Genomic DNA, 23905 nt, shown 5'->3' on the forward strand with positions numbered 1-23905 from the left:
TCAATCCTTGGGCGGGCGCAGGATGTAGCCGACGCCGCGCAGCGTGTGCAGGTATCTCCGCTCGCCGGTGTCGACCTTGCGACGCAGGTAGGAGACGTACGACTCGACCAGCCCGACGTCGGTGCGCCAATCGCCGTTCCAGACGTGGTCGAGGATCTGCGTCTTGGACAGCACCCGTCCCGCGTTGAGCATGAAGTACAGCAGCAGCCGGTATTCGGTGGGCGACAGCCGCACCTGGACGCCGTCGCGCCACACCTCGTGCGTCTCCTCGTCCAGCTCCAGGTCGGCGATCCGCAGCCGGTTCGGCGGCGGCGTGCCCCGCCTGGTCCTGCGCAGCACCGCCCGGATCCGGGCGATGACCTCCTCCAGGCTGAACGGCTTGGTCACGTAGTCCTCGCCGAGCCCGAGCCCGGCCAGCCGGTCCTCCGGCGTGTCCTTGGCGGTCACGAACAGCACCGGGACCCGGCGGCCACGGGACCGCAGCCTGCCCGCGACGGCCAGGCCGTCGAGGTCGGGCAGCATCACGTCGAGCATGACCAGGTCGGGCGTGCTCTGCTCGGCCACCCGCAGGGCCTCCTTGCCGTCGGCCGCCGTGAGCACCTCGAACCCGGCCATCCGCAGGCTGGCGGAGAACAGCTCCCTGATGTTGGGCTCGTCATCCACCACCAGCAGCCTGGCCTCCGGCTCGGTCATCTGCCCCCTCCTCCCTGGCTGATCGAGGTGGCCGCCACCGAGCCGTCCCCGCCCTTCTCACCGCGCACCACGACATTGGTGCCGGTCGCCAGGTCGGCAAGCTTGCCCGGCTTGGTCACCTGAACCGTGGTCGCGTCGGTGGTGGTGACCGTGACCGTGGTGCCGTCCATGGTCTTGACGTAGACCTTGCCGCCTTCGACCTTCTCGACGGTGCCCACGGTGCCGCCGCCACCGGCGCCGCCCATCCTCTGACCGTACCCGCCCGGCATCTGTCCCCTCCCGTCGGGCTGCTGGCCGTAGCCGCCGGCCATCCCCTGCCTGGCGCCGCCCTGCTGGCCGGCGGCGGCCGTGGCGGGTGAGCCCAGCGCCTTCTGTACCTGGATGCCGATCACCACCCCGGCCACCAGCACCACGCCCGCGATCAGCCCGAGCGTCACCTTCGACAGCGGCTTGCGCGGCTGGACGGCCAGTTCGCTGTTCAGGTCGTCCGGATACGGCGAGCCGTCAAGTGGGGCCATTTCTGTCTCCTTCGGGGGGTCTGTCACTCGTGGCGCAGGGCCTGGATCGGCCTCAACTTGGCGGCTCTGTTGGCGGGATAGCTGCCGAAGAACAATCCGATGCCGACGGACACGCCCAGCGCGAGCGCGACCGACGACGGGACGAGCACCGGTTCGATGCCCGCGATGGTGAAGCGGGTGCCCAGGAACGCCACCAGCACCCCGGAGAGCCCGCCGACCAGGCTCAGCAGCGTGGCCTCCATCAGGAACTGGCCCAGGATCGCGCTCCTGGGCGCGCCGATGGCCTTGCGGATGCCGATCTCCCTGGTCCGCTCCGTGACGGTGACCAGCATGATGTTGGTGATGCCGATGCCGCCGACCAGCAGCGAGATCGCCGCGACCGCGCCGAGCAGCACGGTGAACGTGCCGGTCGCCGCGCTGACGGTCTCCTGCAGGGTGGCCTGGTTGAGTATCCGGAAATCGGCCGAGGTAGTGCCGGTGATGCCGTGCCGCTGGTTGAGTATGGCGGTGACCTCGGACTGCGCCGACTCCGTCGCCGCCGAGCCGCCGGCCTGCACGACGATCGAGTTGAGCGAGTCGAACCCGGTCAGGCTCTGTTGTACGGCCGGCAGCGGCGCGATGGCCACGTCGTCGGCGTCCTGCTGCCCGCCGGTCGACCCGCTCTCCTTCAGCACGCCGACGACCGTGAACGGCACGCCGGAGATCGTCACCTGCTTGCCGATCGGGTCGAGGGTGCCGAACAGCTCCTCGACCACGGTCTGCCCGAGCACCACGACCTTCCTGGCGGCCAGCACGTCGTCGTTGAAGAAGTACGTGCCCTTGGTCACCGGCTTGTTCGTGGCCTCGAAGTAGCTCGGGTAGGTGCCGATGAGCTGGGAGATCGAGTGGCTGGCCGCTCCGTAGGTGGTGGCGGCCGAGGAGGCGGTCACGACCGGCGAGACCGACGCGACCGACGGCGCCACCGTCTTGTCGGTCAGGGCCTTGGCGTCGGCGAGGCTGAGCTCCCTGGCCTGGGTACGCGGGCCGGTGTTCTGCCCGCCGCCGGGCGCGCCACCGCCGCCCCCGGCCCGCGCGAACCCTCCGCCGCCGCCCCCGCCACCGCCCGAGAAGGACGGGGAGATCGTCAGCGTGTTGGCGCCGAGCCGCTGGATGTTCTTCTGGATGCTCTGCGAGGAGCCCTCGCCCACGGCGACGAGCAGGATGACCGCGGCGACGCCGATGAGGATGCCGAGCGTGGTCAGCGAACTGCGCATCTTGTTGGCCAGCAGTCCGCGCAGGGCGAAGCGCAGGATCTCGAGCTGGTTCATCGGGCGACCTCCGCCATCCGCGGCGGCGGCCCGTCGATCGGTCCCTGCCGGACGTCCTCCACGATCTCGCCGTCGACCAGCCTGATGACCCGCTTGGCGTGCGCCGCCACGTCGTTCTCGTGCGTGATGAGCACGATCGTGCGGCCCGACTCGCTGAGCCTGTCCATGATCTCCAGAACGTCCTGCGTGGAGGCGGTGTCGAGATTGCCGGTGGGCTCGTCGGCCAGCAGCAGGGCGGGGGCGGTGATGAGCGCCCTGGCCACGGCGACGCGTTGCTGCTGGCCGCCGGAGAGCTGGTTGGGCTCGTGGTGGATGCGGTCCGTGAGGCCGACCTGCTCCAGCGCGGCCAGCGCGCGCCTGCGCCGTTCGGCCTGGCCGATGCCGCCGTAGACCAGCGGCAGCTCGACGTTGGCCAGCGCGCTCATGCGCGGGATGAGGTTGAACGACTGGAAGACGAAGCCGACCCGGCGGTTGCGCAGCTTGGCGAGCTGGTGCTCGTCGAGCTGCCCGACGTCCGCGCCGTCGATCAGGTAGCGGCCGGTGGTGGGCACGTCCAGGCAGCCGAGGATGTTCATCAGCGTCGACTTGCCGGAGCCGGAGGCGCCCATGATGGCGAGGAAGTCTCCCTGCTCGACGTCGAGGTTCACCCCGCGCAGCGCCCGTACCCTGGCGTCGCCCTCGCCGTACTCCTTGACCAGGTTCTGCACGCTCAGGACGGGAGCCGTCATCGTCCGCCTCCCGGCACGCCGCCGCCGCCCGGGAAGCCGCCGCCGAAGCCGCCCTGCCGCTGGTTGCCGGTGCCCGTGGTGGTGGAGGAGGTGGCGGGCGGGACGATCTGGTCGCCTTCGGAGACGCCCGACTTGATCTCGGTCAGCGAGGCGCCCTGGACGCCCACCTCGACCGGGGTTCTGACCTGCTGGCCGTTCTTGAGCAGGGTGACCGTGTTCTGGCCGCCGCTGGTGGAGACCGCGGTGGAGGGGACGGTGATGACGTTCTCCGCCTCGCCGGTCACGACCTCGACGGTGGTGGTCTGTCCCAGGCGCACCTGTTTGGGGACCTTGGTGAAGGAGATCGTCACCGGATACTGCACGACGTTGTTGCTGGTGGAGGCGACCGGCTCGATCTGGGTGACCTTGCCGGTGGCGGTGACGCCCGGCAGCGCGTCGAACGTGACGCCGGCCGCCTGGCCGACCTTGAGCTTGCTGACGTCCGACTCGGTGAAGGTGCCGACGAGCTGGAGCTTGCCGGTGTCGGCCAGGTCGATGAACCCCGACCCCGATCCGCTCCCGCTCTGTCCGCTCTGGCCGGTGCTCTGGGTCGAGGTGCCGCTGGAGGTGCCGGATCCGCTGGAGGAACCGCCGACGGCGCCGTTCACGGCCGTGACCGTGCCGGCGAACGGCGCTCTCAGCACCGTCGCCGTGGCCGTGCGCTGGGCCTCCCGGTAGGCGTTGCGCGCCTTGATGTAGGCGGCGTAGAGCTGGGCGGTCGAGGTCCCGTCGTCGACGGCGCTGTCGTACGTGGCGCGCGCGGCCGACAGGTTCTCCTCCGCCGCCGCGTCGTCGAGCTTGGCCAGGATGTCGTCCTTGCGGACCTTGTCCCCTGCCTTGACGTAGACGCGCTCGACGGTCCCGCTCGTCCCGAACGCGAGCGTTCTGCTCCTGGAGCTCGCCACCGCGCCCGAGGCGGACACCGAGGCGGTCACGGTGCCACGCCCGGCGGTCACTGTCCGGGTGGCCGTCTCACTGGCCACCTCGTCCGTGCCGAGCTGGGCGTACGCGAACGCGACACCGCCCAGCAGGAGCACGCTCAGGGCCCCGTTGGTTATCAGCGCTCTGCGCCTTGTCGACACCTTCACAGCCGGTGACCCTTGCACACCAGCCTGCGCTACAGCCGCGAGCTAGCTGAAGGTTCGCTGACAAAGTCCACGCATCTGGAGACACACAGACAACTCTGAGCTGCCTCGCAGCCCTGTACTAACCTGCTCACGCCATGATGGGCCCTCATGAGACCGACTTTCCCGCCTAAGGCGCTCAAGCTAGGCGGGCTCGCCCTGGCCGTCCTGGTGGCCGGCTCCGGCCTGGTGCTGGCACTCCGCGACGATCCGGAGCCCGCCGCCCAGGTACGGCTGGCAGCCGCCAAGCGGGGCGTCGTCACCGCCTCGGTCACGGCCGCGGGCAACACCGTGGACGGCTCGCGGCGCGACCTGGGATTCGGCGGCTCTGGAGCAGTGACCAAGATCTACGTCAAGGTCGGCGCCAAGGTGAAGAAGGGCCAGGTGCTGGCCCGGGTGGACGGCACGGCGGCGCGCGAGGGCTACACGGCCGCCGCCGCCGACCTGGCCGCCGCCGAGGAGGCCCTGAACACCGCCTCGACCGCCACCACCAGCACGGCCACGTGCTCGCCGAGCAGCGGCGGCACGTCCGCCTCCGTCGTGGGAGCGGTCGCGGCCAAGGGCGCCTTCGGGCCTTCGGCGGTGCCCATCGCGGACGCCGCCCCCACCACCACGCTCACTCCGGCCACGACGCCGACCCCCCGGCCCACCTGGACGCCGACCCCGGAGCCCACACCGAGCGGCCACGAGCCGCAGCCCACGGTCACGGTGACCGTCACGGCCACGGCGACCGTCACCGCGACGGTGACGGCCACGCCGGACGGCGGCCGGCCGTCGGCCTCGCCGACCGGCACCGCCACCGGCAAGCCCTCCGCGAAACCCACCGGCAAGTCCTCCGCCAAGCCGACCGGCAAGGCCACGGGCAAACCCACCGGAAAGCCCGGCGCCTCAGGCAAGCCCACCGGGAAGGCCACAACGGGAGCCCGCCAGTCCCAGGGCGGCAGCCCCTGCAGCGGCGCCAACGGCAAGGGCGGCATCAGCGAGGACCAGGCGAGCGCGAACGTGGACCGCGCCCAGGCCGCCCTTGAGCAGGCCGCCGACGAGGTACGCGGCACCCGGATCGTGGCCCCCGCCTCGGGCACCGTCCTGTCGGTGGCCGGATCGGTCGGCGACACGGCGGGCACCAGCACGTTCATCAGCCTCGGCGACCTGAACGAGCTCCAGGTCGACGCGATGGTCACCGAATCCGACGTGAACAAGCTCAAACTCGGCCAGGAAGCGAGCATCACCCTGGCCACGCGCGGCTCGGAGAAGTACGCGGGCAAGGTCACCCGCATCGCGCCGACCGCCACCGTGAGCGACAAGCTCGTCCGCTACTCGGTGACGCTCGCCTTCGACAAGCCGCCGCGCGGGCTGATGCTCGGGCAGACGGCCTCGGTGTCGGTGACGACGGGCACGGCCGACGACGGCATCTACGTGCCGGCCGAGGCGTTGAAGAGCCGCTCGGACGGTACGACCGTGGTCACGGTGCGCTCGGGCGGGCACGACTCGGCGCGGGTGGTGCGTACGGGGGTGCGCGGGGACCAGTACGTGGAGATCACCTCGGGGCTGAGCGAGAGCGATCAGGTGGTGATGGCGGGCAGCGCCACGGGCGAGTTCCCGGACACCGCCTGGCCGGAGAGCTGACGACCCCCGGCCGGGCCACCTCGGTGGCTCGGCCGCGTACGCGTTGAGCCAACCCTCAGCCTTTTCACAGCGGACATTCAGGTTAGGACGCCGGAGACGGCCCGGGGCACTCGGCGGGTTCAGGTTCGGGCGCCGGAGACAGCCGGGGTCACCCGGCGGGTTCAGGTTCGGGCGTGGGCGGTGGCGGGGATTGTGAGGCTGTGGGCGGTCTTGGCGGGGGCGCCCTTGCGGGAGATGTACTCCAGCGTCCGGTAATCCACGGAAATATCGTCACGAGTGACTTTGGCCATGATGTAGCCCCGCCGCTGGTCGATGTAGGAGATGTGCGGGTTCTCCTGCAACGCCTCGGCGATCCACGTCTTGTCCCGGTACCCGTCCCCGTCGCTGGCGATCGACGACGTCACCAGTTCCCTGGCCACCACGGGCGAGTCGGGGTCGTCGAAGTCGGTCTTGAGGTCGGCCAGGTGGTGCATGTGGGCGTCGCCGGTCAGCACGACCGGGTTCGAGGTGCCGGACAGCGAGCCCAGCAGCCGGGTCCGCTCGGCGGCGTACCCGTCCCACGAGTCGAGGTTCACCTCGCGGCCCGGCCCCACCTTGTAGTCGCGCTGCGCCATCAGGATCTGCTGCCCGAGCAGGTTCCACCGGGTGCCGGACTCGCGCAGGCCGTCCTCCAGCCAGCGCCACTGGTCGGCGCCCAGCAGCGTGCGCTTGGCCGCCAGCCGGTCGTCGCACCCGGCGCGTACCCCGTCCAGGCACGCCTGGTCGTCACGGAACTGCCGCGTGTCGAGCAGGTGGAAGCGGGCCAGCGACCCCCAGGAGACGCGCCGGTTCACCCGCAGCACCGCGCCCTGCACACTGGCCCGGCGCAGCGGCATGTTCTCGTAGTACGCCCTGAAGGCGTCCGCCCGGCGCCGGGCGAAGCCGGGGGCGCCGGTGCTGGAGACGGGCCCGGCCCAGTTGTTCTCCACCTCGTGGTCGTCGAAGGCCACCAGCCACGGCGCCACCGCGTGCGCGCGCTGGAGGTCGTGGTCGCTCTTGTACTGGGCGTGCCGCAGCCGGTAGTCGGCCAGCGTCTCGCACTTGCCCGGGGTGTGCGTGCGTACCCGCCCGGCCAGCGCGGTGTAGCCGCTCGGGCCGTACTCGTACATGTAGTCGCCGAGGAACACCACCAGCTCGGGCTCCTGCTCGGCCAGCCGCCGGTAGGCGGTGTAGTAGCCGTGCTCGTAGTGCGCGCAGGCGGCGACCGCGAACGTCAGCGGCCGCTCACCCGTCGGCGTGGTCCTGGTACGGCCCGCGGGCGAGAGCCTGCCTTCGCTCTTGAACCGGTAGAAGTAGTCGCGCCCCGGCTCCAGTCCCCCGACCTCGACGTGGACGCTGTGCGCGGCGTCCGGCCGGGCCTCGGCCGTACCGGATCTGACGATCGAGGAGAAGCGCTCGTCGGTGGAGATCTGCCAGTCGACGTCCACGCCGCGCGAGGGCATGCCGCCGCGGCCGTCACCGGACAGGGGGTTCGGGGCGAGGCGGGTCCAGAGGACGAAGCCGTCGGTCGACGGGTCTCCGGAGGCCACGCCGAGGGTGAAGGGGTCGGTCTTGAGGGTTCGGGTCTGCTGGGCTTCGGCCTGCTGGGACGGCACGAGGAAGGTCACTGCCGCCGCGGCGAGGAAGGATCTGCGGTCCACGGTCCAGGTATGTCCACCCCGACTGACACGGTCGTGACTGCGGAGTCAAGCCTGGATGAACAGCATCAGTCCTCCTCCCGCCGCTCCTCCCCCTCTTCTCGCAGCTCTCCGGGCAGATCCCGGCCCCTCACGTCACGCCTTGAGCGTCTTCCGCAGGGCTTCGGCGGAGGTGAACTGGACGCCCGTCATGCCCGCTCGCTCGGCTCCGGCCACGTTCTCCAGCCGGTCGTCGATGAACACGATCTCGGCCGGGTCGGCGTCGAGCTCGGCCGCCATCCGGTCGAAGATCTCCCGGTCCGGCTTCACCAGGCCCATCCTGCCGCTGTAGAAGCGCCGTTCGATGGCCGCGATCCAGGGCAGCCCGTCCAGGCCGTCGGCCAGGCAGGCGGGCGCGTTGGACAGCAGGGCCACGTCGTCGCCACGGTCCAGGAGATCGTTCAGGATGGCGACCGTACCCTCGTCGGGGTAGGCCCAGCTCGCCAGGTCCATCGCGACCAGCCTGGCGACCTCGGCGATGGCGGCCGGCCGGTCGAGGACCGCCGACCAGTAGGCGGCCGGGGTCAGCGACGCCCGGTCGAACTCCAGGCGGTGCTCCCAGTAGCGCCGCCTGAACGCCTTGGGATCGGCGTTCACCGCCTGGGCCATCTCGTCGGCGTCGGACTCGGGCTGGGGCAGGGACAGCACACTGCCGTAGTCGAAGACAATCCACGTCATGGCAGGAATGGTCGCAGATGCGGGTCGAGTGCCGGGCAACCCAGGTACTTCTCGGCGGTGTGAAAGTCGATCCAGTCGAGGTTGACCCGTTCCTCCACGTCCACGCCGGTGAAGCTGCCGCCCAGATCGGCGGGGATGGCGGCGATGTCGTCCTTGTCGGCGATGTTCACCCAGCGCTTGACGCCCGTGGGCCGTAGGCCGAGGCCGTTGATCGGGGCGGGCAGGAGGCGCTCGAAGACCACGTTGCGCATGCCGAGCGGGCTGCCGAGGGTGAGCAGCAGCTCGACCTCGAGGTCGGGGTTGGCCCAGAGCGTCTCGTAGGCCACGACGCTGCCCAGCGAATGGGCGACCACCACCCGGGGACTGTGCTTCCTGATCGCGTCGCGGACGGCCTCCTGGCACCTCACGCGCCTGGCCGGGTCGGTCAGGTAGGCCGCCACCTCCGGCGCGAACATCGACGCGAACGCCGCCGACCTGCTGTCGAGCCGGGTGAGCAGCCACCCGGTGAACATCTTGAGCGCCCCGGTGAAGCGCTCGCCCATGTCCAGGTTCCTGGCCCAGCCGACGAGCACCTGCTGGGCGGAGGCCGGCAGGGCCGCGAACGCCTGCGGGCCCTGCTTGGGCTGCCGGTCGTGCAGCAGGTGGGAGAAGTAGGCCACCTCGCTGAAGTAGTCGCGGCTCTCTCCCCCGAGCGCCGCCCGCAGGTAGCGGTCCCACTTGAGGCGCATCGCCTCCGCCGCCCCCGTCGCCGAGTTGCCCGCCGCCACGTAGTAGTTGTACTTGCCGATCCCGTGCACGCCGACGATGCCCGCCACAGCGCCTCCCCATTCACCCCGCGATTCCAGAGCGATAGTGACACACCTCACTTGCAGCCCGCCTTCAGGTTTAGTCTTGCCTAAAGGTTTAGGTAGAGCTAAAGTGAAGAGACAAGGAACCGAGCGCTGAGAGCGAGACCGTGATGGCCTTTCGCCGGAGCACGCCCGATGAGGGGAGTCCGGGCGCTCTCGCCCAGGACGCCGTCGACGAGATCACCTGGTATATGCGGGAACACAAGATGTCCCGTGCTGATCTGGCCGCTTCGATGGGCGTTTCGCCCGGCAGGGTGAGCCAGATCCTGTCGGGAGACGAGAACCTCACACTCCGTACGCTCGGTGCCGTCGTCAAAGCGCTCGGCGCCCGCATCGAGTTCACGCTCAGCGAGGCCGAGGAGGAGTCCATCCTGCTCGTCGAGGAGACTCACGGGTGAGGCCTGAGCGGCGCGGCGATCCGTGACCGCGACGGCGGCACGAACCTCGGCAGCGACCGATACCCGGCCCGATAGGCCGAGGCCAGCAGCCGCAGGACGTCGTTCTCCGCGTCATGCCGGAGGATGCCGTGTAACCGGGTCAGATCATTGACATACCGCTCATACCTTGCCAGCCGTGTCTGCCGGGAGCCGCGCAGCGCGGTGATCACCTTGGAGCGCGGCGCCCCGTCCTCGATCAGCGCGGCCACGTCGAGCCGCCGTTCGATCGCGTCCAGCCGGGCGTGCACCCGTTCCTTCCTGCGCTCCTCCGGCGAGAGCCGCTCGCCGATGCGCTCGTGGTAGCGGTTGGCGGCCAGGCTCAGTTCGTACACGCTCCACGAATCGTCGACCCGCCGCTCGCACCAGCGCCGCTGGTCCTCGGCCATCGCCTGGTCGAGCCGGGCCAGCAGCGACACCAGCCAGAACGTCGCCGCCTCCTTGGCCAGCGAGCGCCGCTCGTCCTCGCGGGAGCGCACCTGGCTCAGCCACAGTCCGCCCGGCGCGGCGGCGCCCAGCACCGTGGACAGGTAATTGTTCAGCAGTTCACCGCTCACCAGCGCCACGCCGGCGGAGACCAGGCCGGTCAGCAGGATGATGGCGACCGCCAGCCACCAGCCTCCGGGACCGAAGGGCCGGCCCTTGCCCTGGCAGCGGAGCAAGAGGAAGCCCGTGGCGGAGGCGATGGCCAGTGGCACCGTCAGTGCTATCTGCGCCGCCGTCACGTGGACCACGGAATCGGCCTCCCCCACAGATCGTTGTCTCCATAATCGCAGCGGCGCCAGTTATTGGAAATGCCGTTGCATTAGGGATATGTAGCTCAGATACGGTGACATTCCACATTGAAGAACAGGAGTACCCCGACATGCCCGGCCCGCTGGTCGTCAACGACTCGGTCGTCATCCCGGACGCCGAGCTCGTCTGGCGTTTCTCCCGCTCTTCCGGCCCGGGCGGCCAGGGCGTCAACACCACCGACAGCCGGGTGGAACTCGTCTTCGACGTCTCCGCCACCACGGCCCTGCCACCGGCGCTCAAGGCCCGCGCCCTCGACCGGCTGGGCACCCCCACGATCACCATCGCCGCGTCGGAGTACCGCTCCCAGTTGCGCAACCGCGAGGCCGCCGAACAGCGCCTGGCCCAGCGCATCCGCGAGGCCATCGCGCCCCCGCCCAAGCGCCGCCGGGCCACCAAGCCCAGCCGGGGCGCGGTCGAGCGCCGCATCGCCACCAAGAAGCTCCGCTCCGACGTCAAGCGCCTGCGCCGCAGCCCCAGACCCCGGTGACCGACCGGACTATGCCGAAGGACCCGTCAGGACGAGCTGGGGCGAGAACACGGGCTGCACGGTGAGCGGCACGGGGCAGAGCTGGCCGACGATCTCCCGTACCTGATCGCGCAGGTAGAGGGCCGTCAGGCGGCCCTGGTCGTCGAAGTGCGGGCAGGTGGGCGAGAGCACCAGTTCGGTGCCCATCACGACCGCGCCCGCGCCCATGAGCTCCTTGAACAGCTCCGCCTGCGCCCACATGGCGCCGCAGGCGCGCACGCTGGCGCTCATCACGGCGACGTGCTTGCCCGCCAGGCGCCCGCCGGTCGCCATCCAGCGCAACGCGTGGCTCAGCTCAACCGGGAGCAGGCTGTGCTCGGGCGCGGTGAGCAGCACCGCGTCGCACTCGTCGACCTTGCGGAGCAGGCCTGCCACCTGCTCGGGTACGGGACCGAGCGCGTGGGGCGGGACCGCGCCGAGTCCGCGCCAGCACTCCAGGCGGGCTCCCCTGGGCAGCTCCCCGCCCATTGCCTCCAGCAATTTGTTGATAAATGATCCCGCGTGGAGGCTCGCGGCGATCCCGAAGATTTTCACCCTTCACTCCTAGAGATGTTGATGTGTTGCCCGTGGTCGGGAACCTGCCCGATGTCGGCTATGTCCAAGACCAGCTCCGGGTCAAGAGGACGCACGGGCTTTGCCGGATGATGATCCCCATGGAATACACACGCGTGGGCAGCTCGGGCCTGAAGGTGTCGCGGATCGGCCTGGGCATGATGAGCTACGGCGATCCGGCGGACGCCCCTTGGTTCCTGCCGGAGGAGGCCGCCGAGCCGATCGTGCGCCGGGCGGTGGAGGGCGGGGTGACCTTCTTCGACACCGCCGACATGTACTCCGGCGGCGTCAGCGAGGAGATCACCGGCAGCCTGCTGCGCGGGCTCTTCGACCGCCGCGACGACTACGTGCTGGCGACCAAGGTCGGCTTCCCCATGGGCGAGGGGGCCAACGAGCGTGGCTTGTCGCGCAAGCACATCCTGGACTCGATCGACGCCTCGCTGCGCCGGCTGGGCACCGACCACGTGGACCTGTACCAGATCCACCGCTGGGACGACGAGACGCCCGTCGAGGAGACCATGCGGGCGCTGCACGACGTGGTCAAGGCGGGCAAGGCGCGCTACATCGGCGCCTCCCTCATGTACGGCTGGCAGCTCTCGAAGGCGCAGCACGCGGCGAAGGCGGCGGGTCTGACCGGGTTCGTGTCGATGCAGACCCGCTACAACCTCGTCTACCGGGAGGAGGAGCGCGAGGTGCTCCCCTACTGCGCCGACCAGGGGCTGGGCGTGCTGCCGTACAGCCCGCTCGCTCGCGGCCTGCTGGCCGGCGGGGAGGGGCGCGCCACCGCCAGGGCGGCCCACGAGGACCGCGCGCCCGCGGACGAGGGCATCGTGGCGGCCCTGCGGGCCGTGGCCGGAGAGCGGGGGGTGCCGCCCGCGCGGGTGGCGCTGGCCTGGCTGCTCGGCAAGAGGCCCGGGAACGGCAACGGCGCCGTCGCCGCGCCGATCGTGGGGGCGACGCGGCCCGGCCACCTGGACGACGCGCTCGCCGCCGTGGACCTCGTCCTCACCGCGGAGGAGGAGGCCCGCCTGGAGGCGCCGTACCGGCCGCGCGAGCCGTTCGGCTACGGCTGGTGATCACCTCGCGGGCGGCGCGGTCGATCATCGCGCGGTGGCGCGCGCCTCGCGGGCGGCGTGCGCGGTCATCGTGTGGCGGCGCGCCTCGCGGGTGGCGTGCGCGGTCATCGCGCGGCGGCGCGCGCCTTGCGCTCGGCCCTGCGCTCGACGAACCTGGCCGCCGTCGTCTCGGTCTTGGCCAGGAACGCGGCCAGCTCCTCGCGGGCCTGCTCGCCGCCCGCGTCGAGGCCGGTCTTGTCGAACACGGCCCACTGCTTCAGCACCGGCATGAGCACGTCGTCGAGGTGCAGGCGCAGGTCGTAGATGCCCTCGTGGGCGATGATCATGGCCTTGCGGGTGAAGCCCTCGATGCTGGAACCGGGCATCTGGAAGGTCTTGACGACGTCGGTCACGGCGCGCATGGTCTGGTTCGGGTCCAGCTCGAAGGCGGCCTTGAGCAGGTTGCGGTAGAAGAGCATGTGCAGGTTCTCGTCGGCGGCGATCCTGGCCAGCAGCCGCTCGCAGCCCTCGTCGCCGGAGGCCCGGCCGGTGTTGCGGTGCGCGATGCGGGTGGCCAGCTCCTGGAAGGAGACGTAGGCGAGCTGCTGGAGCATGGTGCCGTACTCGGTGATGTAGCCCGCCTCCATGTGCCTCATGCGGGCGCGCTCCAGGGCGACCGGGTCGACCGCGCGGGTGACGGTGAGGTAGTCGCGGATCGCGGTGCCGTGGCGGCCCTCCTCGGCGGTCCAGCGCTGCACCCAGGTGCCCCAGGCGCCGTCACGGCCGAACGTCGTGGCGATCTCGTGGTGGTAGCTGGGCAGGTTGTCCTCGGTGAGGAGGTTGACGATGAGCGAGATCCGGGCGGGCTCGGGGAGTTTCGAGTCACCGTCCTGCCAGGCCTCGCCGCCGTAGATGCCGTCGAAGTCACGGCCCTGGCTCCACGGAACGTACTCGTGCGGGAACCATTCCTTCGCCATCGCGTTGTGGCGGTCAAGCTCCCCGGCGACCACGGGCTCGAGCTCGTGCAGTAGTTCCGTCTGCGTCATCGCCATCAAGATCGTCTCCCTGTAGTTACGGTACCGTAAGTTAGGCTACCCGAAGGTCATCGCGACCAAATAGGGTGACCTTATGCGACCAAGTGTCCGGGGCGTCCTACTCGATCACGACGAGCAACTGATGATCTTCCGCCGGACGGTGCCGGGCCGCCAGGTCTACTGGTCGGTGCCCGGCGGCCACGTCGAGCCGCAGGACGCGACCCTGGAGCACACGCTGCACAGGGAGCTGCTGGAGGAGCTGGGCGCGACCGTCTCAAGCGTGACGCCACTGACCACGGTCACCTATCCGTGGCAGGGCGGGATCAAGACCCAGCACGTGTACGGCTGCCGCCTGGTCGCCCTGGATCCGGCCCTGCGCCACGGGCCCGAGCTCGAGGACCCCTCGCGCGGCGTGTACGAGGTCGTGCGGTTACCGCTGCGGGAGAGGGAGATCACCTCCCGGCACGTCGTCCCCGAGGCCGTGGCCGCCTACCTGTCGCGCAACATCAGCGCGCTGCCGCGCCTCATCGGCGATCCTCGATCTCCCACAGATGGTCGATGACGTGCCAGGCCGTCCCCCGCATGGCGTAGGCGGGCGGCCAGCCGGTGGTCTGCGGCGGCTGCCAGGGGCGTGACAGCACCTCGGCGAGCTCCTCGCGCATGGCGTCGCGGTCGTCCCGGCTCTTGTACGGCCTGTGCCGTACGTCCACCTTCCTGGCGTAGGCGCGCTCGGCGTTGGCGACGTGCGCCATGACCTTCGACAGGTCGCGCCCGCCGCCCCGCGGCCCCTTGCGCAGGTCCTCCGGCGACTCGGCCGCGACCTCGTCGAACAGCTCCCAGGCGGCGCGCAGCAGCGCCACCCGGCGGCCCGCGGTCTCGGCGTCGATCGGCGCCTGGTCGAGCTCGGGGATCGCGAACGGCGCGCCGAAGTCGGTCATCGCGGTGCCCGGCACGCGGGCGACCACCACGGGATCATCCGGCTCGAACCGGAGCCCGGCCCGCCCGGCGATCACCCGGTAGCGCGGCGCGTACTCCATGAGCAGGTCGATGGCCGCCTCCTCGCCCTTGGCCACACGGCACCAGCCGGGCCACTCCAGCGAGCAGGCGAAGACCTTCTTCGGGCCGACCTCCAGGTAGATGCGCGTCATGCGGACCACCTTCCCAGGCGTACCTGTCAACCGGCGTCAGGTTCAGATCAGGTCGATGAGATCCGCCACCGAGTCGACCACCAGCGACGGCCGGTAGGGGAAGCGGTCGATCTGGTCGCGCTGGGTGACGCCGGTGAGCACCAGGATCGTGTGGAGCCCGGCCTCCATCCCGCACACGATGTCGGTGTCCATCCGGTCGCCGATCATCGCGGTGGTCTCGCTGTGGGCCTCGATCTCGTTGAGCGCGCTGCGCATCATCCGCGGGTTGGGCTTGCCGACGAAGTAGGGATCGACGTCGGTGGCCTTGGTGATCATCGCGGCGACCGCGCCGCAGGCGGGCAGCGAGCCCTCGGTGGACGGGCCGACCGGGTCGGGGTTCGTGGCGATGAAGCGGGCGCCGCCCTCGATGAGGCGGATGGCCCGGGTGATCTGCGTGAAACTGTAGGTGCGGGTCTCGCCGAGCACCACGTAGTCGGGGTCGATGTCGGTCAGCACGTAGCCGACCTCGTGCAGCGCGGTGGTCAGCCCGGCCTCGCCGATCACGTAGGCGGAGCCGCCCGGCCGCTGGTCGTCGAGGAACTGGGCGGTGGCCAGCGCCGAGGTCCAGATCGACTCGGCGGGCACCTCCAGGCCGGCGGCCGCCAGGCGTACCGAAAGGTCGCGCTGGGTGTAGATGGAGTTGTTGGTCAGTACCCGGAATTTCTTGCCGGACTCGCTGAGCTTCTTGATGAAGACGTCGGCGCCCGGGACCGGCCTGCCTTCGTGTACGAGCACGCCGTCCATGTCGGAAAGCCAGGAATCGATCCGCTTACGCTGAGTCACGCGGCCCATCGTACCGAGTGTCCCTTATCGACTTCGCGACCAGCATATGAAGAATGTTCTTCATGTCGTTCACTGAATCCGCGCGGGACATGCGGGACGATCTCGTCCGGCTGCGCCACTCGCTGCACACCACTCCGGAGATCGGCCTCACACTGCCGCGTACCCAGGAGAAGGTCCTCACGGCGCTCGACGGGCTGCCCCTGGAGATCACCACCGGCAAGGCGCTCAGCTCGATCACCGCCGTGCTCAGAGGCGGCCGGCCGGGCCCCTCCGTACTCCTGCGCGGTGACATGGACGCGCTGCCGGTCGCCGAACGCAACGACCTGCCGTACCGCTCGCAGATCGACGGGCAGATGCACGCCTGCGGCCACGACCTGCACACCGCCATGCTCGCGGGCGCCGCGCACCTGCTCAGCGCGCGGCGCGAGGAGCTGGCCGGGGACGTCATCTTCATGTTCCAGCCGGGAGAGGAGGGCCACGACGGCGCCAGGCACATGATCGAGGAGGGCGTGCTCGACGCGGCGGGCGCGCGACCCGTGGCGGCCTATGGCCTGCACGTCGTCTCATCGATGCTGCCCCAGGGCCTGTTCGCCTCCCGGCCCGGGCCGCTCATGGCCGCGGCCGACGTGTTCAAGGTGACGGTGAAGGGGCGCGGCGGCCACGGCTCCAGCCCGCACCGCGCGCTCGACCCGATCCAGGCGGGCTGCGAGATGGTGGCGGCGCTGCAGACGATGGTGACCAGGACGTTCGACGTGTTCGACCCGGTGGTGGTCACCGTCGGGTCCTTCCACGGGGGCACGGTCGACAACGTGATCCCGGACGAGGCGCACTTCGAGGCGACGCTGCGCACGTTCTCGCCGGGCAACCGGACGCTGGCGAAGCGGCGGCTGGTGGAGGTGGTCGAGGGCATCGCGGCCGCGCACGGGCTGTCTGTCGAGGCGTCGTTCGGCATGGGGTACCCGGTCACCGTGAACGATGCCACCGAGGCGGAGTTCCTCTCCAGGACGGCGGAGGAGGTGTTCGGGCCCGGGCGGTTCTTCGTCACGCCGCAGCCGGTGATGGGGTCGGAGGACTTCTCGCACGTGCTGGAGAACGTCCCGGGGGCGTTCGTCTTCCTGGGGGCCTGCCCGGCCGACCGCGATCCGGCCGTCGCGCCGTACAACCACTCCCCTGAGGCGCAGTTCGACGACTCCGTCCTGCCGGACGGCGCCGCCCTGTACGCCTCTCTCGCGCTGTCGCGGCTGGCGTCCTGAACCAGCCCGAGTTCTTTTACGGCCGGCATGGGCCGGCCCCACCCGCCGACCGGTGCCGGGCCCTGTCCAGGGGAACGCTCCTCAGGTGGGATTGGCCAGGCACCGTGACGTGCGCGTTGTCGACCGTCTGAGGAGGTCTCGATGCAGGCGTGGATTCCGGACCCGGCCCGGCTACTGGTCATGGTGGACAAGCCCGTACCGGAGCCGGGGATGGGTGAGGTGCTGGTCCAGGTCGAGGCCTGTGGGGTGTGCCGGACCGACCTGCACCTGATCGAAGGGGACCTGGCGCCCCGGCACCCGCGGATCTCGCCCGGCCATCAGGTCGTCGGGCGCGTGGTCGGCGGCGACGGGGATATCGGCGGGCGTGTCGGGGTCGCCTGGCTCCGGTGGACATGTGGTGCCTGCCGGTACTGCCTGGAGGGTAAAGAAAATCTTTGCCCTTCGTCCGCCTACACCGGGTGGGATGCCGACGGCGGTTACGCTGAGTATCTGACCGTGCCCACCGCCTACGTCTATCCCCTGCCCGAAGGCTTGCCCGCCGAGAGGCTGGCACCCCTGCTGTGCGCGGGGATCGTGGGCTATCGGGCGCTGCTGCGAGCCGAGGTGCCGGAGGGCGGGCGGCTCGGGGTGTACGGGTTCGGCGCGTCCGCCCATCTGACCGCCCAGGCGGCGATCGCCCATGGGGCCGTCGTGCACGTGGTGACCAGGTCCGCCGCCGCCAGGGAGCTGGCCCTGCGACTGGGCGCGGCGTCCGCCGGAGACCGGCCGCCCGAGCCGCTGGACGCGGCGATTCTTTTCGCGCCCGTAGGTGATCTGGTGCCCACCGCGCTGGAGGCGCTCGACCGGGGCGGCACGCTGGCCGTGGCCGGGATCCACCTCACCGACATCCCCTCGCTGAACTACCAGCGCCACCTCTTCCAGGAGCGGACGCTACGGAGCGTGACCGCCAACACCCGGGCCGACGGACGGGCCTATCTCGACCTGGCACTCGGGCATCCGCCCCACGTGACGACGGCGCCCTATCCCTTCGACAGGGCCGACGTCGCGCTCCGCGATCTGGCAGATGGGCAGGTCAACGGGGCTGCCGTGCTTATGCTGGGTTGATGGCGCCGAGCTACATCGAGGAAGCTATGAAGAAAAATTACATTACACTTACAACATCTGGAGATTATTGACGTGACCTGTGCGTGACCGTAAGGTCCGGGCTAATCCCCCGCGATCCTGAACAGGTCCGAACATTCACCCCCGGAGCGGTACATGAAGCGACTAGCAGCGGTAGTAGCGTTGCTGGGCCTTGCCACTGCCACAGCGTGCAGCAGTGGCTCCACCAACAAGTCCAGCTCGGGCGGTGGTGGCGGGCTCTTCACCACAATCGACGTCAACAGACCGGGCCTCGATGCGAGTGCCCCGGCGAACCCGTACAACCCGAAGGGCAACTCGTTCTCGGGCTTCAACGCGATGCGACTCGCGTGGGTCAAGAACCACTTGACGGATCCCAACCAGGCTCTGCCCGGCATCGCCGCGAGCTGGGAGATCGCCCCGGACAACTCCGCCATCACGCTGAAGCTTCAGCCCAACGCCAAGTGGTCCGACGGCAAGCCGGTCACCGCCGAGGACGTCAAGATGTCCATCGGCATCGCCTACACGCAGGGCAGCACGGCCTTCTCGGTCACGCCCGGCGCGGCGGGCGCCGCCGCCGAGGTCACCGTCGTGGACCCGCAGACGCTGAAGATCACGCAGGACATGGCCAACCCCAGTCCGAAGTTCGCCCGCGGCGTGCTCGACACGGCGGTCCTGCCCGCCCACGTCTGGAGCAGCGTCCTTCCCGCGGACTTCTGGGACAAGCTCAAGGCCGCCCGCGGTGAGGGCGCGGAGGCCGAGAAGGCCCGCGCGGAGATCACCACCCTGGGCCAGAAGGTGCTCACCTTCGCGCCGCCCAAGGACGTCTCCGCGGGCCCGTTCGTGCTGGAGCGGGTCAATCCCGGCGAGGCGCTGCTGGTCAAGAACAAGAACTTCTTCAACGCCGCCAATGTGGCTCCGGCGCAGGTGAAGTTCCTCAACTACACCGGCAACGAGCAGATCTGGAACTACCTCACCGCCGGCAAGCTCGACGCCTCCGGGTTCGTCGCCGCTCCCACGGACGTGATGAACCGGATCAAGGCGGCCCCGGGCAGTGAGGTCATCAAGGGCTATTCGCCGGTGGCCGTGAGCATGGCCTTCAACCAGTCCAAGAAGCCGTACGACAACGTGCACGTGCGCCGGGGCCTGGCCTACCTCATCGACCGCGACCAGGTCACCAAGGTCGCCTCACCCGAGGGCGGCACGCCGGCCATCACCACGACCGGCATCCACCAGAAGGCCGCGCAGGCCTGGATCCCCGACACGCTGTCGAAGCTCGAGCCGTACAAGCCGGACGTGGCCAAGGCGGAGGCGGAGTTCAAGGACGCCGGCCTGACGAAGAAGGACGGCAAGTGGATGCTGGCCGACGGCAAGGCGTGGAAGGTGTCCATGCACGCGCCGGCGGGCTTCTCCGACTGGCTCTCGGCGCAGGAGAACATCAAGAGCCAGCTCATCAAGGCCGGTGTCGACGCGGAGGTCGTGACCACCACGGACTACCCGCTCTACCTCGAGGAGCTGGCAGCGGGCAAGTACGACGTGGGCTTCTGGCTCATGGCGCTCGGCCCCGCGCCGTATGACATCTTCCAGCGCCTCTACGGGGCCTCCAACGGCTGGACCAACGTCGCCGGCAAGATCGAGCACTCCCCGGCGGGCAAGAACGGCAACTGGATGGGCGACCCCGAGCAGATCGAGGTCGACGGCGCCAAGATCAACCCGGGCGAGCTGACCGGCAAGCTGAACTCCGCCACCGAGGACCAGGCCAAGCCGATCATGGCGCAGCTCGCGACGGCGGCCAACCAGGACCTTCCGGTCATTCAGCTCTGGGACTACGTCAACAACCAGTTCGTCAACAACAGCCGATTCACCGGCTGGCCACACGACGACGAGATCCTGCGCCTCGGCACGGGCGTCCTCGCCTCCGGTGTGTGGATCCAGCTCGGCATGGTCAAGTCGAAGCAGTAAATTTATGATGATCCTTACACGGCGACTCGCGGGCCACCTGGCCCGCGGGTTCGTCATGATCCTTGTTGTCGCCACGATCAGCTTCTTCATCATCAACAACATCCCGGGCGACCCGATGGCGGCCCGTTACGAGAAGCTGATCGAGGGGGGCATGGCGCCCGAGGCGGCCGCGCAGGCCGTCAAGGTGCTGTACGGGTTCCAGCCGACGGGCACGCTCTGGCAGCAGTACTCCGACTTCATGGGCGGCCTGCTCCACCTCGACCTCGGCGTCTCCGTCAGCAGGCCGGGCACTCCCGTGGTCGACGTGCTGACCGAAGCGGCCAAATGGACCGTTCTACCGGTGCTGGTCGGCACGCTGCTCAGCTTCCTCGTCGGGGTCGTTCTCGGCGTGTACGCGGCGATCAAGCGCACGGGCAAGCTCGGCGACGCGCTGGCCATCTCCGGCTCGTTGCTGCACGGCATCCCGCAATACGTACTCGCGCTGCTGCTCGTGGTGATCTTCGCGACGCTGATCCCCATCCTGCCCGCGGACGGACCGGTGGACATCCTGTTCGATCCGGGCTTCAACGCCGGCTACATCGGCTCGCTCATCGAGCACGCCGTGCTGCCGGTCGTCACCTACGCGCTGTCGGCCTACGGCGGCTGGGTCCTGGCGATGAAGTCCAGCGTGGTCACCGTGCTGGGCGACGATTTCATCCTGGCCGCCGAACTACGGGGCATGAAGCGCTCGATCGTCTTCCGTTACATCGCCCGCAACGCGATCCTGCCGCTCTTCACGATCCTCGCCCTGTCCCTGGGGTTGCTCCTCGGTGGCGCCGTGTTCATCGAGAAGATCTTCAACTATCCGGGGCTCGGGCTGCTGCTCATCGACAGCGTCAACGATCGCGACTACGCGCTGATGGGCGGCGCCTTCCTGCTGATCACCGCTTCGATCATCGTCGCGAACATCGTGGCCGACCTGTTCTACACAGTGATCGACCCGCGGGTGCGGAGCGGAGAGGACGCGAAATGAGCGACACGCTGATCCCCGAGATGATCCCCGAGACGGGGATGTCCACCTCCGCGACCATGCGCCGTAACTTCTGGCTCGGCGTCTGGCGGGTGATGAAGCGCAAGCCCAGCCGGATGGCCGGTGTGGTCATCATCGCCGGCTTCGCCTTCATGGGCGTCTTCGGGCCGATGTTCTTCCCGGCCCAGTTGCCGGACAATCCCAACGCCATCACCCAGCCGCCGAGCTGGGCCCACTGGTTCGGGACCGACCCTCAGGGCCGGGACGTTGTCGCGCTGGTCATCACCGGCTCGCGCTACGTACTGCTCAGCGCCGCGGTGACCGCGCTCATCACGGTCGTCTTCGGTACCTCGCTCGGCCTGTTCTCCGGGTTCAAGCGGGGCCGCTGGGACACCGTGCTCATGCGGATCACCGACATGAAGCTCACCATCCCCGGCCTGCCCCTGCTGCTGGTCCTGGCGACCGTCTGGAAGTTCGGCAGCCCCATCCAGATGGGCCTGGTTCTCGGCCTGCTGGGCTGGGGCGGCGTGGCGCGGGCCGTACGCGCGCAGACCCTTTCCCTTCGTGAACGCGGCTTCATCGAGGCCGCACGCGGCCTCGGCCTGTCCACGAAGCACATCATCAGCAGGGAACTGCTGCCCAGCATGGCGCCCTACATCGCGATGAACATGCTCATCGCGGTCACCGGCGCCGTCTACGCGCAGGTTGGACTGTTCTTCCTCGGTGTCCTGCCCTATGAGTCGGACAACTGGGGTGTGATGCTCAACCTGGCGGTGTTCCAGGCAGGCGCCATGATCACCACGAATGCGCTCGGGTACCTGCTGGCGCCCCTGCTGGCGATCCTGCTGCTCACCCTGGGCATCGTGCTCGTGGTCGACGCCATGGACGAGATCTTCAATCCCCGGCTGCGTGAGGAGTAGCAGTGGCTGAGCAAGCGCCGGGAGTGCGCATCGACGGCCTGACGGTCGTCTACAAGACGCCGGCGGGCGAGCTGCCCGCCGTACGCGGCATCAGCCTGACCCTGGAGCCCGGCACGATCACCGGCATCGTCGGCGAGTCGGGGTCCGGCAAGTCCACGCTGGCCCTGTCGCTGCTGAACGCGGTCCAGCCGCCGGGCCGGATCTCGGCGGGCAGCGTGGAGATCGACGGGCTCGGCGACGTGGTCGGGTTCGCGGGCGAGCAACTGCGCAAGGCCAGGGGTGCCCACATCGGGTACGTGTTCCAGGCCGCCCAGAACTCACTGAACCCCCTCAAGACGGTCGGCAAGCAGCTCCTCGACCTGGGACGCTCCCACGGCGTCGAGGACCTGCGCGGACTGGTCCGCGAGGCCAAGGAACTGCTCGGCCGGATGGGCCTCGACGGGGCCCGGGTGCTGGACTCGCACCAGCACGAGCTGTCCGGCGGCATGCGGCAGCGGGTCGGCATCATGCTGGCGCTGGTGCTCAACGCGCACCTGGTCGTGCTGGACGAGCCGACGACCGCGCTCGACATGATCACCCAGGCGAACATCCTCAAGATCGTCCGTGAGGTGCACGCCGAGCGCGGCCTGACCACGCTGGTGATCACGCACGACATCGGCGTGGTGGCCGAGGTGGCCGACCGGCTCGCGGTCATGTACGGCGGCCGGCTGGTGGAGCAGGGCCCCACCAGGGAGGTGCTGGGCTCGCCCCGCCACCCCTACACCAGGGGCCTGATCAGGGCCATCCCCCGGCTGGTCGGTGACATCGACGAGGCCCGGGCGCTGCCGGGACGCCCGCCGACGCTGGTGACGGTGCCGAAGGAGGGCTGCGTGTTCAGGGAGCGCTGCGAGCTGCGGATGGAGGTCTGCGACACCGTCGATCCCTCGGTCGTGGCGGACGGATCCAGGATCGTGGCCTGCCACGCCGTGACGGTGAAGGAGCACGCCTCGTGATCAACGGAACGGGCATCACCAAGACATTCAAGCAGCGGGGCAACGTGCTCGGCCGGAGAGAGGTCCCGGCGCTGCGCGGCGTGGACTTCGCGATCGGCAAGGGCGGGTCCGCCTCGTTCATCGGCGAGTCGGGCTGCGGCAAGACCACGCTCGGGCGCATCATCGCCGGGCTGGAGACGTACGACTCGGGCGAGATCGAGATCGACGGCACGCCCATGTCGCCGCTCAAGCACAAGCACCGGCAGCCGCACTTCCGCAAGATCCAGCTGATCCACCAGGACCCGTACTCGGCCCTGAACCCGACCCGGACGATCTACCAGACGCTCCAGGCGCCGCTGGCGCTGCGGGCCGGGCAGACCGGCCGGTCCAAGGGATGGATCGACGAGCGGGCCGCCGAGGTGCTGTCCCTGGTCGGCCTCGATCCGGGAACGGTCCTGTCGCGCTACCCGCACCAGCTCTCGGGCGGCATGCGGCAGCGCGTCGTGATCGCCCGCGCGCTGACCGTCGATCCCGAGATGCTCGTCGCCGACGAGGCGGTCTCGATGATCGACGTGTCGCTGCGGCTCGGCATCCTGGCGCTGCTGAAGGACCTGCGCGAGCGGCTGGGCGTCAGCGTGCTGTTCATCACGCACGACGTGGCCACCGCCCGTTACATCGGCGGCGACAGCGAGCTGTACGTCATCTACCGCGGCCAGGTCGTGGAGCGGGGGCCGGTCGACACGATCATCGCCGATCCGGTGCATCCGTACACGCAGTCGCTGCTGTCGGCGATCCCCGTGCTGCACGGGCTGGAGCTGCCCGGCGAGGAGCCGGTGGTGCCACTGGAGCCGCTCACCGGGGAGCAGTCCGAGAATGGGTGCCTGTTCGCGGCCCGGTGCCCGTTCCGCGGGGACGGGTGCACGGACGAGCGGCCGCTGCTCCGGGTGACGAAGGGTGTTCCGCAGGAGCACGCCTGCTACTACCCGCAGCGGCGCAGCGTCATCGCCCGCCCGATGAGCGAGGTGTGAC

General features: G+C 69.8%; 25 protein-coding genes. 12 read left to right on the forward strand and 13 right to left on the reverse strand.

Annotated elements, in window-relative coordinates:
* The 5 genes from AB0F17_RS06945 to AB0F17_RS06965 are packed head-to-tail and all read right to left on the reverse strand — an operon-like array spanning position 1 to position 4373.
* Positions 1-693: a response regulator transcription factor gene (locus AB0F17_RS06945; RefSeq protein WP_358017519.1), complete on the reverse strand. Its 693-nt coding sequence runs from the start codon at positions 691-693 to the stop codon at positions 1-3.
* Positions 690-1211: a hypothetical protein gene (locus AB0F17_RS06950; RefSeq protein ID WP_358017522.1), complete on the reverse strand. Its 522-nt coding sequence runs from the start codon at positions 1209-1211 to the stop codon at positions 690-692. Before AB0F17_RS06950 ends, AB0F17_RS06945 begins: the two co-directional genes overlap by 4 nt.
* Positions 1212-1234: 23 nt before the next feature.
* Complete coding sequence (locus AB0F17_RS06955; RefSeq protein ID WP_358017525.1) at positions 1235-2518, reverse strand: ABC transporter permease; 1284 nt, start codon at positions 2516-2518, stop codon at positions 1235-1237.
* The gene (locus tag AB0F17_RS06960; protein WP_358017528.1) at positions 2515-3246 is read right to left on the reverse strand and encodes an ABC transporter ATP-binding protein; all 732 of its coding nucleotides are present in this window, start codon (positions 3244-3246) and stop codon (positions 2515-2517) included. Before AB0F17_RS06960 ends, AB0F17_RS06955 begins: the two co-directional genes overlap by 4 nt.
* Complete coding sequence (locus AB0F17_RS06965) at positions 3243-4373, reverse strand: efflux RND transporter periplasmic adaptor subunit (protein ID WP_358017531.1); 1131 nt, start codon at positions 4371-4373, stop codon at positions 3243-3245. Before AB0F17_RS06965 ends, AB0F17_RS06960 begins: the two co-directional genes overlap by 4 nt.
* Positions 4374-4520: 147 nt before the next feature.
* Between AB0F17_RS06965 and AB0F17_RS06970 the strand changes: the two genes are divergently transcribed.
* The gene (locus AB0F17_RS06970; RefSeq protein WP_358017533.1) at positions 4521-6035 is read left to right on the forward strand and encodes an efflux RND transporter periplasmic adaptor subunit; all 1515 of its coding nucleotides are present in this window, start codon (positions 4521-4523) and stop codon (positions 6033-6035) included.
* Between the two features lie 161 nt (positions 6036-6196).
* On the opposite strand, the gene AB0F17_RS06975 is transcribed toward AB0F17_RS06970, so the two are convergent.
* The 3 genes from AB0F17_RS06975 to AB0F17_RS06985 form a co-directional block, all read right to left on the reverse strand.
* The gene (locus tag AB0F17_RS06975) at positions 6197-7714 is read right to left on the reverse strand and encodes an alkaline phosphatase D family protein (protein WP_358017536.1); all 1518 of its coding nucleotides are present in this window, start codon (positions 7712-7714) and stop codon (positions 6197-6199) included.
* 132 nt (positions 7715-7846) lie between these two features.
* Positions 7847-8428 carry an HAD family phosphatase gene (locus AB0F17_RS06980; protein ID WP_358017539.1) on the reverse strand — a complete coding sequence of 194 codons (582 nt, stop codon included), beginning with the start codon at positions 8426-8428 and terminating at the stop codon, positions 7847-7849.
* Positions 8425-9243, reverse strand: a complete 819-nt coding sequence (locus tag AB0F17_RS06985) for a hypothetical protein (RefSeq protein WP_358017542.1) — start codon at positions 9241-9243, stop codon at positions 8425-8427. Before AB0F17_RS06985 ends, AB0F17_RS06980 begins: the two co-directional genes overlap by 4 nt.
* A 143-nt stretch (positions 9244-9386) precedes the next feature.
* Here AB0F17_RS06985 and AB0F17_RS06990 point away from each other — a divergent pair, with 143 nt between their 5' ends.
* Positions 9387-9674: a helix-turn-helix transcriptional regulator gene (locus tag AB0F17_RS06990; RefSeq protein WP_358017545.1), complete on the forward strand. Its 288-nt coding sequence runs from the start codon at positions 9387-9389 to the stop codon at positions 9672-9674.
* Here AB0F17_RS06990 and AB0F17_RS06995 read toward each other — a convergent pair.
* A complete protein-coding gene (locus AB0F17_RS06995; protein ID WP_358017548.1) occupies positions 9665-10462 on the reverse strand; it encodes a hypothetical protein in 798 nt (265 codons plus the stop codon). The genes AB0F17_RS06990 and AB0F17_RS06995 overlap by 10 nt on opposite strands.
* A 113-nt stretch (positions 10463-10575) precedes the next feature.
* Between AB0F17_RS06995 and arfB the strand changes: the two genes are divergently transcribed.
* Complete coding sequence (gene arfB, locus AB0F17_RS07000; protein WP_358019265.1) at positions 10576-10992, forward strand: alternative ribosome rescue aminoacyl-tRNA hydrolase ArfB; 417 nt, start codon at positions 10576-10578, stop codon at positions 10990-10992.
* Between the two features lie 9 nt (positions 10993-11001).
* On the opposite strand, the gene AB0F17_RS07005 is transcribed toward arfB, so the two are convergent.
* Positions 11002-11565, reverse strand: a complete 564-nt coding sequence (locus AB0F17_RS07005; RefSeq protein ID WP_358017551.1) for an NAD(P)H-dependent oxidoreductase — start codon at positions 11563-11565, stop codon at positions 11002-11004.
* Between the two features lie 119 nt (positions 11566-11684).
* Between AB0F17_RS07005 and AB0F17_RS07010 the strand changes: the two genes are divergently transcribed.
* Complete coding sequence (locus AB0F17_RS07010) at positions 11685-12659, forward strand: aldo/keto reductase (protein ID WP_358017554.1); 975 nt, start codon at positions 11685-11687, stop codon at positions 12657-12659.
* Between the two features lie 104 nt (positions 12660-12763).
* Here AB0F17_RS07010 and AB0F17_RS07015 read toward each other — a convergent pair whose 3' ends face one another.
* The gene (locus AB0F17_RS07015) at positions 12764-13690 is read right to left on the reverse strand and encodes an acyl-ACP desaturase (protein ID WP_358017557.1); all 927 of its coding nucleotides are present in this window, start codon (positions 13688-13690) and stop codon (positions 12764-12766) included.
* Between the two features lie 76 nt (positions 13691-13766).
* Between AB0F17_RS07015 and AB0F17_RS07020 the strand changes: the two genes are divergently transcribed.
* Positions 13767-14234: an NUDIX hydrolase gene (locus AB0F17_RS07020; protein ID WP_358017560.1), complete on the forward strand. Its 468-nt coding sequence runs from the start codon at positions 13767-13769 to the stop codon at positions 14232-14234.
* Here the strand turns inward: AB0F17_RS07020 and AB0F17_RS07025 are convergent.
* Entirely contained in the window at positions 14197-14820 is a 624-nt protein-coding gene (locus AB0F17_RS07025; protein WP_358017563.1) for a hypothetical protein, read from the reverse strand. The two genes, AB0F17_RS07020 and AB0F17_RS07025, sit on opposite strands and share 38 nt — an antisense overlap.
* A gap of 42 nt (positions 14821-14862) precedes the next feature.
* Positions 14863-15651, reverse strand: coding sequence for an HAD-IIA family hydrolase (locus tag AB0F17_RS07030; RefSeq protein ID WP_358017566.1), 789 nt, complete (start codon positions 15649-15651; stop codon positions 14863-14865).
* Between the two features lie 53 nt (positions 15652-15704).
* Here AB0F17_RS07030 and AB0F17_RS07035 point away from each other — a divergent pair, with 53 nt between their 5' ends.
* From AB0F17_RS07035 to AB0F17_RS07065, 7 genes are all read left to right on the forward strand, one after another.
* Complete coding sequence (locus AB0F17_RS07035) at positions 15705-16895, forward strand: M20 family metallopeptidase (protein ID WP_358017569.1); 1191 nt, start codon at positions 15705-15707, stop codon at positions 16893-16895.
* Positions 16896-17036: 141 nt separating this feature from the next.
* A complete protein-coding gene (locus AB0F17_RS07040) occupies positions 17037-17999 on the forward strand; it encodes a zinc-binding alcohol dehydrogenase family protein (protein WP_358017572.1) in 963 nt (320 codons plus the stop codon).
* 153 nt (positions 18000-18152) lie between these two features.
* A complete protein-coding gene (locus tag AB0F17_RS07045; RefSeq protein ID WP_358017575.1) occupies positions 18153-19976 on the forward strand; it encodes an ABC transporter substrate-binding protein in 1824 nt (607 codons plus the stop codon).
* Positions 19977-19980: 4 nt separating this feature from the next.
* Positions 19981-20988 carry an ABC transporter permease gene (locus AB0F17_RS07050; RefSeq protein ID WP_358017578.1) on the forward strand — a complete coding sequence of 336 codons (1008 nt, stop codon included), beginning with the start codon at positions 19981-19983 and terminating at the stop codon, positions 20986-20988.
* A complete protein-coding gene (locus AB0F17_RS07055; protein ID WP_358017581.1) occupies positions 20985-21905 on the forward strand; it encodes an ABC transporter permease in 921 nt (306 codons plus the stop codon). The genes AB0F17_RS07050 and AB0F17_RS07055 overlap by 4 nt, the downstream gene beginning before the upstream one ends.
* 2 nt (positions 21906-21907) lie before the next feature.
* Positions 21908-22897, forward strand: coding sequence for an ABC transporter ATP-binding protein (locus tag AB0F17_RS07060; RefSeq protein ID WP_358017584.1), 990 nt, complete (start codon positions 21908-21910; stop codon positions 22895-22897).
* Positions 22894-23904, forward strand: coding sequence for an ABC transporter ATP-binding protein (locus tag AB0F17_RS07065; RefSeq protein WP_358017587.1), 1011 nt, complete (start codon positions 22894-22896; stop codon positions 23902-23904). The genes AB0F17_RS07060 and AB0F17_RS07065 overlap by 4 nt, the downstream gene beginning before the upstream one ends.
* Position 23905: the final 1 nt, after the last annotated feature.

This window comes from Nonomuraea sp. NPDC026600 (assembly GCF_040638335.1).
Taxonomy (GTDB): Bacteria; Actinomycetota; Actinomycetes; order Streptosporangiales; family Streptosporangiaceae; genus Nonomuraea.

What these genes read in the sequence shown, in the direction of transcription:
- AB0F17_RS06945 (WP_358017519.1), bottom strand. Translation starts at nt 693, where the DNA reads ATGACCGAGCCGGAGGCCAGGCTGCTGGTGGTGGATGACGAGCCCAAC.
- AB0F17_RS06950 (WP_358017522.1), bottom strand. Translation starts at nt 1,211, where the DNA reads ATGGCCCCACTTGACGGCTCGCCGTATCCGGACGACCTGAACAGCGAA.
- AB0F17_RS06955 (WP_358017525.1), bottom strand. Translation starts at nt 2,518, where the DNA reads ATGAACCAGCTCGAGATCCTGCGCTTCGCCCTGCGCGGACTGCTGGCC.
- AB0F17_RS06960 (WP_358017528.1), bottom strand. Translation starts at nt 3,246, where the DNA reads ATGACGGCTCCCGTCCTGAGCGTGCAGAACCTGGTCAAGGAGTACGGC.
- AB0F17_RS06970 (WP_358017533.1), top strand. Translation starts at nt 4,521, where the DNA reads ATGAGACCGACTTTCCCGCCTAAGGCGCTCAAGCTAGGCGGGCTCGCC.
- AB0F17_RS06980 (WP_358017539.1), bottom strand. Translation starts at nt 8,428, where the DNA reads ATGACGTGGATTGTCTTCGACTACGGCAGTGTGCTGTCCCTGCCCCAG.
- AB0F17_RS06990 (WP_358017545.1), top strand. Translation starts at nt 9,387, where the DNA reads ATGGCCTTTCGCCGGAGCACGCCCGATGAGGGGAGTCCGGGCGCTCTC.
- arfB (WP_358019265.1), top strand. Translation starts at nt 10,576, where the DNA reads ATGCCCGGCCCGCTGGTCGTCAACGACTCGGTCGTCATCCCGGACGCC.
- AB0F17_RS07010 (WP_358017554.1), top strand. Translation starts at nt 11,685, where the DNA reads ATGGAATACACACGCGTGGGCAGCTCGGGCCTGAAGGTGTCGCGGATC.
- AB0F17_RS07015 (WP_358017557.1), bottom strand. Translation starts at nt 13,690, where the DNA reads ATGGCGATGACGCAGACGGAACTACTGCACGAGCTCGAGCCCGTGGTC.
- AB0F17_RS07020 (WP_358017560.1), top strand. Translation starts at nt 13,767, where the DNA reads ATGCGACCAAGTGTCCGGGGCGTCCTACTCGATCACGACGAGCAACTG.
- AB0F17_RS07025 (WP_358017563.1), bottom strand. Translation starts at nt 14,820, where the DNA reads ATGACGCGCATCTACCTGGAGGTCGGCCCGAAGAAGGTCTTCGCCTGC.
- AB0F17_RS07030 (WP_358017566.1), bottom strand. Translation starts at nt 15,651, where the DNA reads ATGGGCCGCGTGACTCAGCGTAAGCGGATCGATTCCTGGCTTTCCGAC.
- AB0F17_RS07035 (WP_358017569.1), top strand. Translation starts at nt 15,705, where the DNA reads ATGTCGTTCACTGAATCCGCGCGGGACATGCGGGACGATCTCGTCCGG.
- AB0F17_RS07040 (WP_358017572.1), top strand. Translation starts at nt 17,037, where the DNA reads ATGCAGGCGTGGATTCCGGACCCGGCCCGGCTACTGGTCATGGTGGAC.
- AB0F17_RS07045 (WP_358017575.1), top strand. Translation starts at nt 18,153, where the DNA reads ATGAAGCGACTAGCAGCGGTAGTAGCGTTGCTGGGCCTTGCCACTGCC.
- AB0F17_RS07050 (WP_358017578.1), top strand. Translation starts at nt 19,981, where the DNA reads ATGATGATCCTTACACGGCGACTCGCGGGCCACCTGGCCCGCGGGTTC.
- AB0F17_RS07055 (WP_358017581.1), top strand. Translation starts at nt 20,985, where the DNA reads ATGAGCGACACGCTGATCCCCGAGATGATCCCCGAGACGGGGATGTCC.